This window comes from Dactylosporangium sp. NPDC051484 (assembly GCF_040689395.1).
Classification (GTDB): domain Bacteria; phylum Actinomycetota; class Actinomycetes; order Mycobacteriales; family Micromonosporaceae; genus Dactylosporangium.
On the sequence record NZ_JBFAZX010000037.1, the window covers coordinates 1 to 19,196 of the forward strand.

The following is a 19,196-nucleotide window of genomic DNA, read 5'->3' on the forward strand; positions in this document are numbered from 1 at the left end:
ATCCTCGCCAAGGTCCGCTGGGTCCAGACCAGCATCAAGCAACTCGTCGACAACAACTCGAAGTAACGACAGCAGGATCACGAGACACTAGGCGGGCGTTTGCGGTAGTGCTCCATTCGCGGTGGCGAGCGCCCCGGCCGTCGTGTCACTCGCCGAGCCCGTATGCTGCACCGGCTCGACGACACGGGGAGAGATCATGACGAGGTACATTGCCGGGCCGCTGCTGGCCGGATTCCTGACTGCAGGGCTGCTGGCCGGATGCGGCGGTGGGAACTCCGGGGAGGCGGCCGCCCCGCCTGCGGCCAGTGCCCCGGCGTCGGACACGGCCGCTGCGTCGCCGTCGGCGTCGCCGCTTCCAACGGCGTCCGACGAGTTGGCGACGGTGTTGGCAGCGCTCAAGCAGACGACGTCCGAGGGCTTCGCGTTCACCTTCGGTAACCCGACGTACAGCATTGCGGGCGTCTATGACCCGCGCAACGGCGGGATGCGGCTTGGTCAGGTGCCGGAGGAGATCACCGTCATCGGCACCGACGTCTGGGCGCGCGTCGAGCCCACCGTCTCCCTGCACTACAGCGTGCTGAAGTTCGCGCCTGGCCAGCACGAGATCGGCGTGGCGCTCCCGTCGGCGCTGCTGTCGTTCCTGGCGACGATGCCCCACTGTATGGGCCCGGCGGTGGGCGCGTCCTGCACCGGCGAGCTCGACCTCACCAAGGTCGGGCCGGCCGTGCCGCCGGCCGCGGCGAAGCTCGCCCAGGTGCTGGTCGCGATGGCGCCGGCGGCCGTGGCGCGGGTGCCTGTGACCGTCCGGCTCGACGCCGCCGGGCGCCTCGCCTCGGTCAAGGTCGTCATGGACGTTGACGCCGGGCCGGACGAAGTGGAGCTGACGATCACCGGGCCGAGCAGCGCGTCGGTGGCCAAGCCGGCCGGGCGGATCGTCGAGGCCCCGATGGACGCGTACTGACGGCGCAATCGTCGGTATTCGCGCGCCGCAGCTTCCGCAGAGGCAGTCGGCGAGGGCGTCGAGGTTCCAGCGGAAGTAGCCGCCTGGGCCGTTGATCGCCTCGCCGATCGCGCAGTAGAACCCCTCGATGTCGGTCACGAACCGGCCGTCGAGGGTCATACGTGATGCCGGCTGGCCGGTCCGTGGCGGGCGAGCGGTTGGCGAGCGCCACTCCGGCCCAGTGGTGGCGAAGGTCGCGGTCGTAGCCGGCCCACAGGTTCTTCGCACCCGCCAACCTCAACGGGCCGTCCAGCGCGGCCGCGACAGACAACGCGTGCGGTTCATGGGACGCTGAACGGATGGTGGACGATCATGACGTACCGCCGGTCGTGGTAATCGACCTCGATGCGTACCCCAGCCGGGAACCGCTCGGCGGGGCGGCCCGGCGCCTGCCGGGGGAGCGCTGGTGGCCGTTCGGGTTGCTGCTCGTGGGAGTGCTCGTGCTGGTCGTCGGCGCCCGGCCGGTCACGCCGTTGGCCCCGTCGGTGGTGCTGCGCGCTGACGGGCTCAGCGACATCCGCAGCGCCGACCACGCGATCTACCTGATGACGAGAACCTCCCTGGCGTCGTACCGGTTGCCGGACGGCGCCCGGCGGTGGGCCGTCCCGGTCCCGGCCGGTGCGCAGCTCGTGGCCGTGGACGGTGAGCGGGTGGTGTTCGCCCAGGAGCCGGAAATTGGGCCGGCGTCGACGCTGGTGGGGCTCGATGCCGCCACCGGTGCGCAGGTGTGGCGGCAGATCGGGTACGCGCCGTCGTTCTATGGCTCCGCCGGTGCGCCCGGTGTCGTGGTCGCCGATGCGTATCCGCCGGGCGCCGACCCGGTACAGGAACGGCAGCGGCCCAGCCGGCACCTGGCCGGTATCAACATCCGTACCGGCGGTGTGCGCTGGTCGCTCGACACGCCGCTGGGTGGCACGCGAGCGATCGTGCCGGTGGAGTCCGGCGAGGGGAGCATCCGCATCGAGCTCGCGGAACTCGACCCCGGCGGCACGCTTCGCGTGCGCAGCGCCGAATCGGCCGAGATCGTGCGGTCGGTCCAGCTGGACCAGCCCGGCCAAGTCGACGGCTTCGAGATCTCCGGCGACCGGCTGCTCACCTACCAGTCCGGCCGGGACACCATATTGAGCAGCGCCGTGTTCGACCTGGCCACCGGACGGCGGCTGTGGCAGCGAACGGACGAGCCGAGCGGCCTGGCCCTGTGGTGGTGTGGACTGGCGCTGTGTAGCAGCACCACAAACACAACTGTCGTGCTGGACCCCGGCACCGGCCGCGAGCTGTGGCGCCTGGACGGACGATGGAACGGCTTCGGCCGGCTCGGCGACCAGTATCTGCTGGCGACGCGGTCCACGCCGGACTTCGACGAGTCGTCGGTCGGCGGACTCGTCCTCGATGCGCCGACCGGCAGGATCGTCCGGCGGATCGACGGCTGGAACGTGATCCGGGGCCTGGGGCGGTCCGACTTGCTGGTCGCGCGCCGGACCGCCGCCGGCGGTTCGTTGGTCGCGCGGCTCAACGTCGAGACCGGCGGGGTGACGGTGCTCGGCCGGACGGAGCACGGGTCCTTCCCGTCGCAGTGCATAACCACGACGAGGCTGCTGGCCTGCCAACTCGACCAGGTCTCGATTTGGCCCCTGCCCGCCTGACCTGCCCCGTCGGTCGTGACCGATGACGGAGGTAGGGGTGCGATCGCGGCATTCGCCGGGTTGGCTCACCGGGCGGGGCCACGGCGGGTCGCGCATGGCGGCCGGGCGGGGAAGCCCGGCCGCCGTGCGCTGTCAGGCAGCGCGACGAACCGCGACAGGAAGGCTGCGCAGGCAGCCGTGGCAGGAAGGCTGCGCAGGACGCGGATTCGGAGGGCGTGGCGACGCTGGCGTACACCCACGACCCCGAAGACGGCGCGCTGCCAGGTCAGCGGTTGCGGCGAACGATGCGCGCGTAGCCGGTGCGTAGCATGCGGCGACCGGGCCAGACCAGCAGGATGACGACCACGACGGCGGCGAGCAGCCACGGTACCGCCCATGTCGTGGTGCTCTGGCGCTGGTGCGGGGTGTCCAGTGGTACCACGCCGGGCGGGTTCACACCGTCGAGGTCCATCCGGGCCGTTACTCGGCCGGCCGGGAACGCGCCGCCGACGCTGATGGTGCCCGTGAAGGATTCGTTGGGGAGCAGCGGCGGAATCGACAACGGCTGGGACTTGGCCATTCGGGCTCCGAACGGTGCGAGCAACGAGATGGTTCCGGTGCCGCCGAGCCGGATGTTGCCGCCGTTGTGCACCGTGTATTTGACCGTGGCATCCCGGTTGCGGAACGGGTACATGGCTGCGCCGTAGTCGACCGACAGCTTGGTGATGGACAGGGCAGGGTTCAGGGTGCCGTTGACGCGCACGTAGACGCGCGTGCCCACGCGCTGGTCGACAGCGAGGCGGGTGTTGCCGTCGGCGGAGCCGGAAACCTGGCGGCTGGCGACGATGCCGGCCGCGTGATCTCCGGGTGTGGCGTCCTTGGGCAGCGTCATGCGGAACGGTATTTGGACCGTGGTGGCCGGCGCGATGGTGACGGTGGGCGATTCGAAGCTGATCCAGCTGCCCAGGTCGACGGGCTTTTGGTCGGCCGTCAGCAACGTGAAGCTGCCCTCCGGCGTGGTGAACGCGTCGGTGGCGTACACGGCGAGGGTCAGTGGCTCGTTGCCGAGGTTGCTGATGGCGACCCGGTCGTTGATTTCGGTCTCCGGCGGGAGGGTGTAGTCGATGGTGGAGCGGGCTTCGCCGCTGGCGGAGGGGGCAGGGCCGACGGCCCATTGAATGGCGTCCTCGGCGGGTGCGGCCGTGGCCGGTATGGCGGGCCATAGGCTGGACAGGGCCAGGAGGAGGCCGGCCGCGACCATCGCACGGCCGGATCGGATGCGGGGACGGGCAAGCTCGGTCACGGTCGCTCCTGTTGTGCACGGGACCGGGCGTCAGGGTGGTGGATCACCACCCTGACGCCCGGTGTTGGGATTCGGCGGGTCAGATGAGTGTCAGAGTCAGCACCCCGGTGTAGGTGCCCAGTGCTGCGTTGTAAGGCACGCCCAGGTTCAGGGTGGCCCCGCAGTCAAACGTCCCGGTGCTCGCGCCGTTCGCGGACGAGCACAGTGGCTGCGGCGTGGACAGGCCCGAGCCGGGTGCCTTCGCCGGCCCTGCCGTGACCACCGAGTCGTTGATGGTGCGGACCAGGTTCATGCCGCCCGGCACCAGCTTGGCGGTCGGTGCCCAGCCGAGGTTCGCCGCGGCGATGGTCTGGTTCGCCGGTGACCGGAAGTCGCTGACCTGCCCGGTCAGGCTCCATCCGACATTGGTACCCCGCGCGTCGACCACCGTGACGCGGCCGAGGGGCCCGGTCGCCACCTGGTCCTGGCCGTTGAGTGCGACGGCCGGAAGTGCCACCGGCGACATGTCGCCGACGGCGAGGCTGAGCGGCCCGCCCGTCACAGTGGCGGTGATGGCCGTCTGGGCCGCGTTGTCGCCATGCGTGAACGGCGCGAAGGTCCGCGTGAACTGGTACGGCTTCCAGTTGTACGTCCGGCTGGTAGCTCGTTGATCCCGTTGCAGTGACCAGAACGAGATGCCGTGGATGTTCTTCTGGATGGCCCAGTTGAGCACCTTCACGGCGTCCTCGGTGGTGAACGTCTCGCACTCGCCGAAGTCGGACGGGCCCGGCATCGCGATGATGCCGATCATGCCCCACAACTGGGCCGGGGTCTTCTGCGGGTACAACCCTTGGAGGATGTTGTAGGTCGCGGTGGCGGCCTTGAACGTCTCCGCGGCCATGTCGTGCGGGGGGCCGGTCTTCGCCTTGCACGCCTCGGAGACGTCGTCGTAGAAGTTGAACGTCATGAGGTGTACGGCGTCGATGCGGGTGCCGTTGTTGACCGCGTTCTGCAGCAGGAACCTGCTGCCGTTGTTCAGGCCGTCGGTGAAGGTCGGCTGGGTGTAGACGAACTCGACCGTGCGGCCGGTGTCCCTCGCCCAGTCCTGAACGATCTTGATGGCCTTGTTGCGCCGGTCGATGCCCGGCCAGTTGACGGGGTTGGCCAGCGACTCCTCTTCGATGTCCAGGTCGATGCGGGTGAAGTTGTACGCGGTGATGACGCGCTTGAACTCGTCCGCGATCGCGTTGACGTCTTGGCAGCTGTCGGCCAGTTCGGTGAGCGAACCGGAGGTGGCGGCGGCTCCGCCGAAGGAGGGGTAGACGTCACCGCCGGCGGCACGGATGGCCGCGATGCCGGCGGCGTAGGTCGGCCCGATCGGGGAGTCGGCGCGGCCGTTCCAGTAGACAGTGCAGTCCCCGTTCTTGCGGGTCTGCAGGAAGGCAAGGGTCAGGTACTTGGCGCCGGATTCCTGGCTGGCCTGGTACAGCGTGTCGGCGTTGGAGCCGCTGTAGAAGTACGGGGCGAACACGTGCGGGGGGATCGGCGTGCCCGGTGCGGTCGGTGCCGCCTGGGCCGGCGTGGCAAGGACGGCGGTGGTCCCGGCGCCGATCGTGCAAGCGAGCAGTGCGGCCGCGCCGAGCGCGCGTAACCGCTGGGGCAAGGGTGTCGTCATAGCTAGGCTTCTTTCTATTATTCGAAAGCTCCCTTTCTATTGGGCGAGAACTTAGCGCACCCGTGCTCGACCGTCCAGGGTGAGGGCGCGATTGCATCCACACAGCTAGGCCGTTGCCTCGTCCGCTTGGCCAGCGTTGCGCGCACGAACACCCGGCAGTGCTCGCCGTTGACCCGGCCAGGTTTCGTCAAGGTCGCTGTGAATCCGGGGCCGGGTCTGGTCCGGGCGGCCGGTCCCAGGTTTGCTACCAGGCGAGTTCCGCGCCGTTGTTGGCCACTGTGCGCTCGGGGTACTCCGACAGCTCCAGCTTCTGTTTGGCGGCGGTCAGGCGCCGATCCCAGGTGTGCTGCCTGGCTAGCTCCACGCTGCCGATGACCACCGTGTGCTCCGCGTACTCCGACAGCTCCAGTTCGGGCACCCAATACGTGCGGGCCTGCAGATGCCGCCTGAGGTGCTCCAGCAGGACGTCGCCGGCATGGGCGATGCCACCGCTGATGACGAGGATGTCGGGGTTGAGCGCGAGGATGACCGGACTGAGGGCACGGGCGAGGACGCGCGTGGTGTAGTCCAGCACGGCGATGGCCCGCTCGTCGCCCTCGGCCGCGGCGCTGAACACGTCCATCGCGGTGAGTTTGCGGTCTGAGCGCAGTCGCGTGGTGGGTAAGCCGGAGAACTCGTGACGGGCGAGGTTGATCATTCCCGTGCTGCCGATCTGGGCCTCCAGCGGACCGCTGCCGTCCCGGTCGAAGGCCAGGTTGTCGTCGAAGCTGATCAGACCGACCTCACCGGCGGCGTTGTCCTTGCCGCGATGAAGCATTCCATTGATCACGATGCCCGCGCCGAGCCGCGCACCCCACTGGATCGCGATGATCGTGCGGCCGGGCAGCCGGCTCGCCGCGGCGACCGCCGCCAGGTTGGCGTCGTTCTCCAGGTGGACCCGGCACCGGAACTCTTTCTCCAGGTGGCTGGTGATGTTGAAGGTTTCCCATCCCCGCATGCTCGGGGCGAGCCGCAGCCGGCCGGCGACCGGGTCCACCACTCCCGGGGAACCGACCACCACGTCGGCGATCTGTGCACTGTCAAGGTTCGCGTCGCGCAGGCAGGAGTCGATGACCCGGCGCACCCCGGCCAGCACCGCCACCGCGTCGTGCGGGCTGGACACCGCCCGAGCCGAAGTGGCGAGCGTATTGCCGCCCAGGTCGCTCACCCGGGCCTTCACGGCGTGTGGCCCGAGGTCGATGCCAAGCACGGGATCGACTCCAGGGCGCAGCTCGAAGACGGCGGCCGGCCGGCCCTGGCGGACCCCGTCCGGACTGTCCGTGGACTCGGCGACGAGGCCACCCGTCTTGAGCTCTTCGATGGCCTGCGCGACCGTCGGCCGAGTTAGTCGAGTGACGCTAATTATCTCGCTGATGCGCAGCGGGCGCCGTGCCTGGCGCACCGCGGCGAGAACCAGCGAAGTGTTGAACTGCCGCAGCACCGCAGTACCGGCGGGTATGTCGGCCACCAACCCAGCCTGCCTTCCGTGTGTATGTCCGGAAATGACGATACCCGGGTTGCTCAATCTAGGCATGTACCCGGATGGGCCGGCAGTGGGCGCCCCGGTTCATGCCTCCCCGGCCTCTTGACGTGATCATGGACGTGCCGTAGGAATAGGAAAGAACGTTTCGTTTTCCTCCCCTACCCCCATTGAGTACCGCGGTCCTCGGATCGCAGGAGGGAAGAGTATGAAGCCACCCAGCACTCGCAGACCCGGCGGGCGGATGGGCAAGCTGGCCCGCGCCGGCCTGGTCGGCCTGTTGGCGGCTGGCACGGCGATCGCCGCCGCCGGCTCCGCGGCCGCTGAGCCGGCGGTGTCCGGCGAGACGGTGCCGGCGCCGACCAGTCCGATGGTGGGCGGGTATCTTCTGCAAGGCACGCCGAACTTCAGCTCCATCCGGATGGAGCTCGTGACCCACTTCTACTGGGCGTTCTCCACCATCAACAACGGCAAGTGCACCACCGCCTCCCAGGCCGGCATCGACGCCGTGAAGGCTCAGCGGCTGAAGCAGCCGAGCCTCAAGGTGCTCCGCTCGCTCGGCGGCTGGGGTGGCCGTGGCTTCTCGGACGCCGCCGCCACCGACGCCGGCCGCAAGACGCTCGTCACCTCGTGCATCGACGCCTTCATCGCCAACGGGGTGGCCGACGGCATCGACCTCGACTGGGAGTTCCCCGTCAGCGGCGGCCTGAACAACATCGGCTACCGCGCCGAGGACCGGGAGAACATGAACCTCCTGGTCGACGAGTTCCGCACCCAGCTCAACGCCTACGCGGACTCGAAGGGCAAGAGCCGCCGCGACTTCCTCGTCACCGCCGCGCTTCCGGCCGGCCGCTGGCAGGACTCCGGCGACAACGTGACCGGCGCGCCGTATGACGTGCTGAAGAGCTTCGACCTGGCGACCCTGGGCCGGACGCTCGACACCATCAACATCATGACCTACGACATGGGCACCGGCTACTCGCCGATCTCCATGTTCAACCAGCCGCTCTACAAGCACCCCCTGGACACCACCGGCGACCCCTACAACAGCATCGACGCGGCGGTGAAGCTCTACCAGGCGCAGGGCGTGCCGGCCAACAAGCTCACCCTGGGCGCGGAGTTCACGCTCAGCCGCGGCTTCCAGACCGTCGATGACCTGAACAACGGTCTCTTCCGGAAGTGGACGGCCACCGGCTGCGGCACGGCCACGATGGCGAACGCGCTCAGGCCGGGCACCACCGCCCTGGTCAACTGGGACCCGTACGTGCTGTCTCCGTACGTGTGGGACCCGGCGGCGCGGCGCTTCTGCAGCCAGGAGAACGCGCAGTCGCTCGGCATCCGGGCGCAGTACGCGAAGGACAACGGCCTCAACGGCATGTTCACCTGGGAGCTGACCGGCGACGCGCAGGGCAGCCAGCTGCGCGCCATCGCTCTGCCCTTCACGCCGGAGAAGGTCGTGGCCGCGCCGGCCCCGACCGTCAAGGGCGCCTCCATCATGGCCGGCCAGGGCACCGCGTTCAGCGGCGAGGTCGCCCGGGTCACCGGCAGCTCGGCCGCGTCCCTCACCGCCGAGATCAACTGGGGCGACAACACGCACAGCGCGGCGGTCGTGGTGCCGCTGGGCAACGGGACCTACTCGGTCACCGGCACCCACACGTACGCCAAGGCGGGCTCGTACACCCTGACGGTCGCCACCATCGACCCCGACCCGATCAACAGCCGCATGGTCAACGCCGTCGCCAACGTGGGCAGCGTCGACCCGGGTCAGCAGACGATCATCACCGAGGTCACCGGCGGCGCGCTGAGCCTGAGCGTTTCGGACAACACGCCCATCGACCTGGGCAAGGTCCAGCTCAACGGTCAGGACCAGATCGTCTCGGGTGCCCTCAAGGCGATCACCGTCGTGGACCCGCGGGGTAACAACGCCGGGTGGAGCCTCACCGGCCAGGTGAGCGACTTCCGCGGTACCGGCACGGCGACCATCCCGGCCGCCAACCTCGCCTGGGCGCCGACCGCGGCCGTCGTACCGGGCTCGCTGAACCTCGAACACAGCACCACGACCACCCCGAAGGTGGTTGCCGGTCCGGCACTGATCCCGGGCAAGGGCCTCTCGACGGCACACACGCTGTGCTCGTCCAACCTGGGCGCCAGCACCGGCAAGTTCACCTGCGGCGGCGGCCTGAACCTCGGTGTTCCGTTCGACACTCCTGTCGGCGCCTACACCGCGGTCCTCACCGTCACGCTGATCTAGCCATACCCGTTCCGCTCCAGACGTTGGGGTGGGATACGGCTGCCGCCGCATCCCACCCCAGCTCCATGTCCGGGGGCGCGCTGCCGCACTTATTGATCAATACTGCGTGGCCCTCCAGCGCCCCGACGTGTGGGCGTCCTTGCCAGACCGAGTAAGAGTGACCGTCATTGGGCGCTTGGCATCGCGAGCCGAGTTCGGGTGGCGCTGGCTGCGCCTGCGATCCGCGTCGACCGGACATCATGTTCGCCATGATCACGGAGTGAAAATGCACCAGAAGCAGCACGTTCACTCCGTGACAATGGAGAACCTCGCGCATTTCTGGACGCCAGGCGCCCCCGCAAGGCGGTTGAGGTGCTGCGCGAGCGCGGGCTGGTGTTCACGGTGCACGGCAAGGGCACTTACGCGGCCGAGACGATCCCGCCGCTGGCCTGAGACGGGCAGCCGGGCGGAGTCAGCGCAGGCGACTGGACGACATACGCCGCCGACGTCGCCCGTCGCGAGCGCTCGTGAGCCCTGCCTCCGCCGGCCGACTATCCAAGACCGCCGTTGCTCTGAAGAAGCTGGGCGTTGACCCACCCGCCCTCCGCCGAGCAGAGGAACGTGACCAGATTCGCGCAGTCCTGTGGCACGCCGAGCCGTCCCAACGGCGTGACGCGGATCAGGTCCGCCTTCTGGTCCTCGGTCATCCACCCGGTGTTGGTCGGCCCGGGGTTGATCGCGTTACAGGTCACTCCCAGATGGGCCAGCTCGCGGGCGGCGGCCAGCGTGATCCGGTCCATCGCCCCCTTACTCGCGCCATAAGGAAGGTTCCCGGCGGTGTGGTCACTGGTCAGGCTCACGATCCGCCCGCTCCCGTGCCGGCCGCGGAACCGCAGCCCGTACTCTCGAATCAACAGCCACGTCGCCCGCGCATTGACCGCGAAGTGCCGGTCGAAGCTTTCCACCGTTGTGTCCAACAGGCCGGAGTCGACCGACTCGCAGTGGCACAGCACCAACGCAGTGATGTCTCCCAGCTCGCGCTCGAGGTCGTCGAAGAGCTGCGTCGGCACCGCCGGGTCGCTCAGGTCCGCCTCAACCGCAAATGTTCTCGCCCCGAACGACGCCACCATCTTCTGCCACTCTCCGGGCGCCCCCGGCTCCACGCCCCACCGCATCCGCGCGTCATAAGCGGTCCAGTACGTGAAGGCCACGTCCCAGCCAGCCCGGGCCAGACTCAGCACCACTGACGCCGCGATTCCCGCCGAGCGTCCCGCCCCCGTGACCAAGGCAACCGGACGCTCCGGCTCTGCCACGTCCTGCCGACTCCCCGCCCGCGTCTCTGCACTCATGACACTCATCCTGGCGGGCCGCCAATCGCACAGCACCCGACTTTCCGGACCACGCCCACACACTCCCAACCACGAGCGCACGGGCCGAGCCATCACCAGACACTGAGGATGCAGACCAGCCCCGTCCAGGTGGCGGACAGGTGGCACCTGATCCACAACCTGTCCGACGCCGTTACCGGCCACCGCCGCTACGCCGACGCCGAAGACCCGCAGCAGCTGATCGGCCCGCGCGGTACCGGCCGCGACAGCATCCTCGACGCGTTCAAGCCCTACCTGCTGCACCGCTGCGCCGAGCAGGTCACCGGCACCAACCTGCTCCTCGCCGAGATCCGTCAACGCGGCTACACCGGCGGTGAACGCACGCTGCGCCGCTGGCTGATCAGCGTGCATGGCAGCAACGCCGTCACCCCATCCCCGCCGAAGACCCGCGACATCGTCGGCTGGATCATGCGCCCAACCGGCCAGCTCAGCCAGGACGAGACGGCCGAACTGGAACAGCAGTGCGGCCTGTGCCCCGACCTAGCCGTCATCCGGGACCTGGCCCGCGGGTTCGCCGTACATGGCGTCGTTGAGCATGTCCCGCCGGTACTAGGGGCCCGTCACCGGCGGCGGTTCAGCCGACGCAACCCCGGAGTGCTGGTCCGGCACGCGCATTTTCAACGTCCGCTAGCAATCGCCATGCCCGACGACCCGTAGCGAACGGCCACGCCGGGACGTCGGCCCCGGATCCGCCGGCTTCCGTAGGTCGGCACTCGCGGTCGGTCGGCAGCGCGAACACATCACGAAGCCCACCGGTTGACACTTATACCCCCCGGGGGTAATCATGACGCATGCTGATACCCATACCCCCTAGAGGTATAAAGGAGTGGCGAGGATGGCATCCAAGTCTCGGAGGTGGTGGGCCCTGGGGCTCATCGCCCTGGCCCAGTTCATGGTCATTATGGACACGTCGATCATCGGCGTGGCACTGCCGCGGATGCGGCAGGATCTCGGGTTCTCGGCGGAGGACCTGTCCTGGGTGTTCAACGCCTACGTGGTGGCGTTCGGCGGGCTGTTGCTGCTCGGCGGTCGGCTGGCGGACCTGTTCGGCGCCCGGCGCGTGTTCGGCATCGGCTGGGTCGTCCTGCTCGCCGGCTCGGCCGCCGCCGGCCTGGCCGGCAACGCCGCGGTCGAGTTGGCCGCCCGGGCGGTGCAGGGCGCCGGCGCGGCGCTCATCGCCCCGGCGGCGCTGACGCTGCTGATGATGCTGTTCGGCGCCGAGCCGAAGGAGCTGACCCGGGCACTGGCGTGGTACGGGGCGGCGGCGCCGGCGGGTGGCACGGCCGGGGTGTTCCTCGGCGGGGTCATCACCGAGTACGCCAGCTGGCCGTGGGTGTTCTACCTCAACATCCCGATCGCCCTGCTCGTCCTGATCGTGACGCCGGCGGTGATGCCGGCCGGTGGCGCCCGCCGCGGCTCGCTGGACCTGCTCGGCGCGCTCACCGTCACCGTCGGGCTGGGCGCGGCCGTCTTCGCCGTCGTCCGCGCGCCGCAGGCCGGGTGGGGCTCGGCGCGGACGTGGCTGGTCCTGGCCGGGGCGGTGGCGGTGCTGGTGGCGTTCGTGGTGATCCAGGCCACTCGCCGGGAGCCGTTGGTCCGGCTGTCCATCTTCCGGGCGCCGCAGCTCGCCGCGGCGAACACCGCGCAGCTGCTGCTCGGGGCGGCGTGGATCCCGATGTGGTTCTACCTCAACCTGTACCTGCAGCAGGTCCTCGGATACAGCGCCTTCCCCAGCGGCGCCGCGCTGCTGCCCATGACCGTCCTGATCATGGCCGGCATGATCGCCATCGCGCCGCGGGCGATGGCCAGGTTCGGCCCGAAGCCGATGGTCGTCGCCGGCCTCGCGCTGCTGGCCGCCGGCCTCGGCTGGCTGGCGTTCGTCCGCCCGTCCGGCAACTTCACCGCCGACGTCCTGCCCGCCTCCCTCGTCGCCGCGCTGGGCATGTCACTGGCGTTCATCCCGTCGCTGGGTACCGCGATCGGGGCCGCCCGGCCCGAGGAGGGCGGCCTCGCCTCGGGCATCGTGAACACGAGCTACCAGGTCGGCTCCGCACTCGGCCTGGCCGCGATGACCGCGGTCGCCTCCGCCGCCGGCGCCGACCGCCTCGGCGACCTGCCCGCCCTCACCGACGGCTACTCGGCGGCCTTCACCGGTGCCGCCCTCATCGCCGCGGCCGGCGCGGTCGTGGCCGCGGTCACCCTGCGCACCCGGCCGCTGCCGCCGGCCGAGACGCCCGAGCCGGCGCGGGCCGAGCCGGGGGTTGCCGCCCGGCCCTGAAGTTGGTACCCCTGGGGGGTACCGGTATATTGGCTGTCGAAGGCGACGCCGAACCACCCGAACCGCAGGCTCCGGCAGCGGGGCCGACAACAAAAAGGAGATCGTCATGACGACGCAGACCTACACCGTGACCGGCATGACCTGCGGTCACTGCGTGCAGTCCGTCAGTAGCGAGCTCGGTAAGCTCGACGGCGTCCAGAACGTCCAGGTCGACCTGGCCAGCGGTGCCGTCACCGTCACCAGCCAGGCGCCTCTCGACGACGCGGCGGTCCGCGCCGCGGTCGATGAGGCCGGATACCAGGTGGCGGTTTAGCCGTGCGTACCCCGCTCAAGCTCGGCGCCTACGCGCTCGGGCTGGCGGCCGTGTTCATCGCCGCGGTCGGGGTCGGCAGCATCGCCGGCCCCGCCCCGGCCCCGGCCGCGCACACCGACACCCACCACCCCGCAGGCACGCGCACCGCCACAGATCACGGCGATCACCAGGACGGCGCGTCCATGAGCCTGCCCGGTGGGCTACAGGTCGCCGAGGACGGCTACCGCCTCCAGCCGCTCACCACCACGCTGAGCACGACGAGCGCGGCGCCGTTCCGCTTCCGCGTCATCGGGCCCGACGCCCAGCCGGTCACGGGCTACGCAGTCAGCCACGACAAGGAGTTGCACCTCATCGTGGTGCGCCGGGACCTGACCGGGTTCCAGCACCTGCATCCGCAGCGCGACTCGGAGGGCACCTGGAGCGTGCCCATCGCCGTGACCGAGGCGGGGCAGTACCGCGTCTTCGCCGACTTCCAGCCCGCCGGGCGCGGGCGCGGACTGACCCTCGGCGTCGACGTGCCCGCCCCCGGCGGCTACCAACCCGTCGCGCTGCCGGCGCCGCAACAGACCGCGACCGTGGATGGCTACACCGTCAGCCTCGACGGCGTGCTCACTCCCGGCGCGGCGTCGAAGCTCACCCTGACCGTGACCCGCGACGGCGCACCGGTCACCGACCTGCAGCCCTACCTCGGCGCCTACGGGCACCTCGTCGCGCTGCGCGAAGGCGACCTCGCCTACCTGCACGTCCACCCCGACGGTGCCCCCGGCGACGGCCACACCGCGGCCGGCCCGCGGGTCACCTTCTTCGCCGAGGTACCCAGCGCCGGCACATATCGGCTGTTCCTGGACTTCCAGCACGCCGGGACGGTCCGCACCGCCGAGTTCACCGCCGTCGCCGCCCCCGTCCCGGCGCCGCCCACGCCGGCCGCGTCGACGTCGGCGGCGGAGCGCGGCGAGCCCGGCCACACGCACAGCTGAAGGAGGCACCGATGGCATCCCCGACCCGGCCGCTGATCGCGGTACCGAACCATATCGAACTGGCGATCGGCGGCATGACCTGCGCCTCCTGCGCGGCGCGGATCGAGAAGAAGCTCAACCGGCTGGACGGGGTCAGCGCGAGCGTCAACTACGCCACCGAGAAGGCCACGGTCACCTACACCGGCGATCTCACCCCGCAGGACCTGATCACGGTGGTGGAGCAGACCGGCTACACCGCCGCCCTGCCCGCACCGCCCGACACCGACGGCGCGGCGGCGGAGCCGGTCGACGAGTTCCGTGGCCTTCGCACCCGGCTGTGGGTGTCGCTGGCGCTCAGCGTCCCGGTGATCGTGCTGGCGATGGTTCCGGCGTGGCAGTTCACCTTCTGGCAGTGGGCGTCACTCACCCTCGCCGCGCCGGTCGTCGTCTACGGCGGGTGGCCGTTTCACCGGGCCGCGTGGACCAACCTGCGTCACGGCGCGGCCACCATGGACACCCTCGTCTCGCTGGGCACGATCGCCGCGTTCGGCTGGTCGCTGTGGGCGCTGTTCCTGGGCACCGCCGGCACGCCCGGCATGACGCACGCGTTCGAGCTGTCGATCGAGCGCACCGACGGTGCCGGGAACATCTACCTCGAGGCCGCCGCCGGCGTGACCCTGTTCATCCTCGCCGGGCGTTACTTCGAGGCCCGCGCCAAGCGTCGCGCTGGCGCGGCCCTGCGTGCCCTGCTCGAACTCGGTGCCAAGGACGTCGCGGTGCTGCGCGACGGCGCCGAGATCCGCGTCCCGGTCGAGCGGCTGGCGGTCGGTGACCGGTTCGTCGTGCGGCCCGGCGAGAAGATCGCCACCGACGGGATCGTCGAGGACGGCACCTCCGCCGTCGACGCGAGCATGCTCACCGGCGAGTCCGTCCCGGTCGAGGTCGGCCCTGGCACCCCGGTGGTCGGCGCCACCGTCAACGCCGGCGGCCGGCTCGTCGTCCGCGCGACCCGGGTCGGCGCCGACACCCAGCTGGCCCAGATGGCCCGGCTCGTCGAGGACGCCCAGGCGGGCAAGGCCGCCGTGCAGCGCCTGGCCGACCGCATCTCCGGCGTGTTCGTCCCGATCGTCATCGCGCTCGCCGTCGCCACCCTCGGCTACTGGATCGGTACCGGCACCGGGCTCACCGCCGCGTTCACCGCCGCGGTCGCGGTGCTCATCATCGCCTGCCCCTGCGCGCTGGGCCTGGCCACGCCCACCGCGCTGCTGGTCGGCACCGGCCGCGGCGCCCAGCTCGGCATCCTCATCAAGGGCCCCGAGGCCCTCGAGTCCACCCGGCGGGTCGACACCGTCGTGCTGGACAAGACCGGCACCGTCACCACCGGCCAGATGACCCTCCACGACGTCATCGCCACCGAGGGCGCCGATCCCGCCGAGGTCCTGCGCGTCGCCGGCGCGCTCGAGGCCGCCTCCGAGCATCCGATCGCCCGCGCGATCGCGACCGCGGCCGCCGATCGGCACGGTGTCCTGCCCGACGTCGCCGAATTCGGCAACGTCGAGGGACTCGGCGTCCGCGGTACCGTCGAGGACCGCGCGGTGACCGTCGGCCGGGCCGCGCTGCTGCTGACGGAGGGCCTGCGCATCCCCACCGATCTCCGCGACGCCCAGTCCGCGGCCGAACGGGCCGGGCAGACGGCGATCCTCGCCGGGTGGGACGGGCAGGCCCGCGGCCTGCTCACCGTCGCTGACACGGTCAAGCCCACCAGCGCCCTGGCGGTCGTGGATCTGCGCCGGCTCGGGCTGACGCCGATCCTGCTCACCGGCGACAACTCCACCGTCGCCCGCACCGTCGCCGACCACGTCGGCATCACCGAGGTCATCGCCGACGTCCTGCCCGCCGACAAGGTCGACGTCATCAAACGCCTCCAGGCCGACGGCAAGGTCGTCGCGATGATCGGCGACGGCGTCAACGACGCCGCGGCACTCGCGCAGGCCGATCTCGGCCTGGCCATGGGCACCGGCACCGACGTCGCCATCGAGGCGTCCGACCTGACCCTCGTCCGCGGCGACCTGCTGGCCGCCGTCGACGCGATCCGCCTGTCGCGGCGGACGCTGCGCACCATCCAGGGCAACCTGTTCTGGGCGTTCGCCTACAACGTCGCCGCCCTGCCACTCGCTGCCGCCGGGCTGCTCAACCCGATGCTCGCCGGCGCCGCGATGGCGTTGTCCTCCGTGTTCGTCGTCACCAACAGCCTGCGCCTGCGGCGGTTCAAGCCGGCGCACCAGAGCGGCGCCGGCGATCCCGCGCCCGCCGGTATGTGACGAGCGGCCCCACTTGCCGAGGATACCCCCAGGGGGTATCCTCGGAACGGTCGAGGAGGTTGCCATGTCCGATGCGGCGAGCAAGACGGATGCGGGAATGCACAGCGGCCACCACAACCACGAGTCCGGCACGACGACGCCGGATGCCCATGCCGGCCACGCGTCCCATCACGGGCACGGTGGCGGCCATGACAAGCACGCCGGGCACGACCCGGAGATGTTCCGGCGCAAGTTCTGGCTGAGCCTGATCCTGACGGTGCCGGTCGTGCTGACCAGCGAGATGGTGATGGACTGGTTCGGCTACCGGCTGGACTTCCCCGGCATCTCCTGGGTCGGCCCGGTCCTCGGCACCGTCGTGTTCCTCTACGGCGGCTGGCCGTTCCTGGTCGGCGGCGTCCGGGAAGTCCGCGACCGGGCCCCGGGCATGATGCTGCTCATCTCGATGGCGATCACCGTCGCCTACGTCGCGTCGGTGGCCACCAGCGCCGGCCTGTTCGACCTGGACTTCTGGTGGGAACTGGCCGCGCTGGTGACCATCATGCTGCTGGGGCACTGGCAGGAGATGAAGGCGATCGGGCAGGCGCATGGCGCGCTGGCCGCGCTCGCGGCGCTGCTGCCCGACGAGGCCGAGCGAGTGCTGCCCGGCGGTGCCGTCGAGGCGGTGCCGGTGGCGCACCTGCGGGTCGGGGACGTGGTCCTCGTGCGCTCCGGGGGCCGGGTCCCGGCGGACGGCCGGGTCGTGGACGGCGAGGCCGAGCTCGACGAGTCGATGATCACGGGCGAGTCCAAGCCGGTTCGCCGGGGGATCGGGGACCGGGTCGTGGCCGGCACGGTGGCCACCGACTCGGCGCTGCGGGTGCGCGTGGACGCCGTCGGCGAGGACACCGCGCTGGCCGGTATCGGGCGGCTGGTCGCGCAGGCGCAGGCGTCCAGCGGGCGTGCGCAGGTGCTTGCCGACCGGTTCGCGGCGGTGCTGTTCTACGTCGCCACCGCCGCCGCGGCGCTCACGTTCGGCGTCTGGTGGGCGCTCGGCGACGTCGACCAGTCCGTGGTACGCACCGTCACGGTGCTCGTGATCGCCTGCCCGCACGCGCTCGGCCTGGCCATCCCGCTGGTGATCGCGCTGTCCACGGCGGTGTCCGCGAAGGCGGGCATCCTGGTCAAGGACCGCCTGGCCCTGGAGCGCATGCGCACCGTCGACGCGGTGCTGTTCGACAAGACCGGCACCCTGACCCGTGGCGCGCACGTGGTCACCGGCATCGCCGCCACCGGCGGCACGACCGAGGACGACGTGCTGCGGCTGGCCGGTGGCGTGGAGGCCGACAGTGAGCACCCGCTGGCCAGGGCGATCGTCGCGGCCGCCGCCGCCGCCGGCAGGCAGGCGAAGGCGAGCGACTTCCGGTCGCTGACCGGCCGGGGCGTGCAGGCCACCATCGACGGCATCCGCTACGCCGTCGGCGGCCCGGCACTGCTGCGCGAACACGCGGTGACCGTGCCCGCCGACCTCGCGGAGTGGACCGCCGGGTGGTCGGGCCGTGGCGCCGCGGTGCTGCACCTGCTGCGGCTCGGCGAAGCCGGGGCCGAGGTGCTCGGCGCCCTGGCGCTCGAGGACGAGGTGCGGCCCGAGGCCCGGCAGGCCATCGCCGAGCTGCGCGCCGCGGGCGTCCGGAGGATTGTCATGATCACCGGAGATGCCCGCCCGGTCGCCGAGGCAGTCGCCGCGGATCTCGGCCTGGACGAGGTGTTCGCCGAGGTGCTGCCCGTCGACAAGGACCAGGCCGTCGCCGAGCTGCAGGCCCGGGGGCTCACCGTCGCGATGGTCGGTGACGGGGTGAACGACGCACCGGCCCTGGCCCGCGCCGATGTCGGCATCGCCATCGGCGCCGGCACCGACGTCGCCATCGAGTCCGCCGGGGTCGTCCTCGCCTCCTCCGACCCCCGCGGCGTCACCGGCGTGATCCGCCTGTCCCGTGCCTCCTACCGCAAGATGATCCAGAACCTGGCATGGGCCGCCGGATACAACGTCATCGCCATTCCCCTCGCCGCCGGCGTGCTCGCCTGGGCCGGCGTCACGCTCAGCCCCGCCGTCGGCGCTGTGCTCATGTCCGCCTCCACCATCGTGGTCGCCCTCAACGCCCAACTCCTGCGCCGGGTCCGGCTGAGTCCAGAATCGGCGTGAGGCCGCTCGCCCGCGGCGATGGGTCCGCCGATGACGGGCTCGGCGCCCTGACGAAGGTCGGCCACCCCTCGGGATTGAGCTCGGCGGACGACGCCTCGGCGTCGTCCGCCGCGAAGCCGGTCGCCGTGCGGATCGGTGGCTGCGTCGCGGTGACGGTTCCGGTCCAGGTCAAGGCGGCGGATGCGGGTGCCGGGCGGGATGCGCTCGCCGTCCGGCGCGGTCTGCCGGCTATCGCCGGTCGACCCGTCGTGACCTCGGCGAAATCATGATCGTCTCAGCTGTGATCTCTTCGACTAATCCCTAGTAAACACATAGGCTTTGCGCTATCGTGACCTCGTGTCCCCCCAGGCAGCTCACCTCTTCGGCCAGCGATACCTCGACCTGTGTCGCCACGCCGGCTCCCGTGGTCACTGTCGGTCCTGAGGCTGCCACC

The 19,196-nt window shown here is 70.7% G+C and carries 14 protein-coding genes and 1 pseudogene; 10 read left to right on the plus strand and 5 right to left on the minus strand.

Annotation, left to right across the window (positions count from 1 at the left end):
- The first annotated feature begins 196 nt into the window (after nt 1–196).
- Nucleotides 197–961 carry a hypothetical protein gene (locus tag AB0367_RS34215; protein ID WP_366230692.1) on the plus strand — a complete coding sequence of 255 codons (765 nt, stop codon included), beginning with the start codon at nt 197–199 and terminating at the stop codon, nt 959–961.
- A 90-nt stretch (nt 962–1,051) separates the two neighbouring features.
- On the opposite strand, the pseudogene AB0367_RS34220 reads toward AB0367_RS34215, so the two are convergent.
- Nucleotides 1,052–1,120, minus strand: a pseudogene (locus AB0367_RS34220) (hypothetical protein); the annotation flags it as partial.
- A gap of 179 nt (nt 1,121–1,299) precedes the next feature.
- On the opposite strand from AB0367_RS34220, the gene AB0367_RS34225 reads away from it, so the two are divergent.
- The gene (locus AB0367_RS34225) at nt 1,300–2,643 is read left to right on the plus strand and encodes a PQQ-binding-like beta-propeller repeat protein (RefSeq protein WP_366230640.1); all 1,344 of its coding nucleotides are present in this window, start codon (nt 1,300–1,302) and stop codon (nt 2,641–2,643) included.
- 265 nt (nt 2,644–2,908) lie between these two features.
- On the opposite strand, the gene AB0367_RS34230 is transcribed toward AB0367_RS34225, so the two are convergent.
- The 3 genes from AB0367_RS34230 to AB0367_RS34240 all read right to left on the minus strand — a co-directional run bounded on the left by AB0367_RS34230 (nt 2,909) and on the right by AB0367_RS34240 (nt 7,086).
- On the minus strand, nt 2,909–3,925 hold the full coding sequence (locus tag AB0367_RS34230; RefSeq protein ID WP_366230641.1) for a DUF916 domain-containing protein: 1,017 nt from the start codon (nt 3,923–3,925) through the stop codon (nt 2,909–2,911).
- Between the two features lie 79 nt (nt 3,926–4,004).
- Nucleotides 4,005–5,579 carry a glycosyl hydrolase family 18 protein gene (locus AB0367_RS34235; RefSeq protein ID WP_366230642.1) on the minus strand — a complete coding sequence of 525 codons (1,575 nt, stop codon included), beginning with the start codon at nt 5,577–5,579 and terminating at the stop codon, nt 4,005–4,007.
- A gap of 244 nt (nt 5,580–5,823) precedes the next feature.
- Entirely contained in the window at nt 5,824–7,086 is a 1,263-nt protein-coding gene (locus tag AB0367_RS34240; RefSeq protein WP_366230643.1) for an ROK family protein, read from the minus strand.
- A gap of 220 nt (nt 7,087–7,306) precedes the next feature.
- On the opposite strand from AB0367_RS34240, the gene AB0367_RS34245 reads away from it, so the two are divergent.
- Nucleotides 7,307–9,349, plus strand: coding sequence for a glycosyl hydrolase family 18 protein (locus AB0367_RS34245; protein WP_366230644.1), 2,043 nt, complete (start codon nt 7,307–7,309; stop codon nt 9,347–9,349).
- 530 nt (nt 9,350–9,879) lie between these two features.
- Here AB0367_RS34245 and AB0367_RS34250 read toward each other — a convergent pair.
- A complete protein-coding gene (locus AB0367_RS34250) occupies nt 9,880–10,641 on the minus strand; it encodes an SDR family oxidoreductase (protein WP_366230645.1) in 762 nt (253 codons plus the stop codon).
- Nucleotides 10,642–10,785: 144 nt separating this feature from the next.
- Between AB0367_RS34250 and AB0367_RS34255 the strand changes: the two genes are divergently transcribed.
- The 7 genes from AB0367_RS34255 (at nt 10,786) to AB0367_RS34285 (ending at nt 19,032) form a co-directional block, all read left to right on the plus strand.
- The gene (locus AB0367_RS34255) at nt 10,786–11,373 is read left to right on the plus strand and encodes a hypothetical protein (protein ID WP_366230646.1); all 588 of its coding nucleotides are present in this window, start codon (nt 10,786–10,788) and stop codon (nt 11,371–11,373) included.
- Between the two features lie 178 nt (nt 11,374–11,551).
- Nucleotides 11,552–12,994: an MFS transporter gene (locus tag AB0367_RS34260; RefSeq protein ID WP_366230647.1), complete on the plus strand. Its 1,443-nt coding sequence runs from the start codon at nt 11,552–11,554 to the stop codon at nt 12,992–12,994.
- Nucleotides 12,995–13,100: 106 nt separating this feature from the next.
- A complete protein-coding gene (locus tag AB0367_RS34265) occupies nt 13,101–13,307 on the plus strand; it encodes a cation transporter (RefSeq protein ID WP_366230648.1) in 207 nt (68 codons plus the stop codon).
- A gap of 2 nt (nt 13,308–13,309) precedes the next feature.
- Nucleotides 13,310–14,284, plus strand: coding sequence for a hypothetical protein (locus tag AB0367_RS34270; RefSeq protein WP_366230649.1), 975 nt, complete (start codon nt 13,310–13,312; stop codon nt 14,282–14,284).
- An 11-nt stretch (nt 14,285–14,295) separates the two neighbouring features.
- On the plus strand, nt 14,296–16,584 hold the full coding sequence (locus AB0367_RS34275; protein WP_366230650.1) for a heavy metal translocating P-type ATPase: 2,289 nt from the start codon (nt 14,296–14,298) through the stop codon (nt 16,582–16,584).
- Between the two features lie 217 nt (nt 16,585–16,801).
- Nucleotides 16,802–18,763: a heavy metal translocating P-type ATPase gene (locus tag AB0367_RS34280; RefSeq protein ID WP_366230690.1), complete on the plus strand. Its 1,962-nt coding sequence runs from the start codon at nt 16,802–16,804 to the stop codon at nt 18,761–18,763.
- Nucleotides 18,760–19,032, plus strand: coding sequence for a hypothetical protein (locus AB0367_RS34285; protein ID WP_366230651.1), 273 nt, complete (start codon nt 18,760–18,762; stop codon nt 19,030–19,032). Before AB0367_RS34280 ends, AB0367_RS34285 begins: the two co-directional genes overlap by 4 nt.
- Nucleotides 19,033–19,196: the final 164 nt, after the last annotated feature.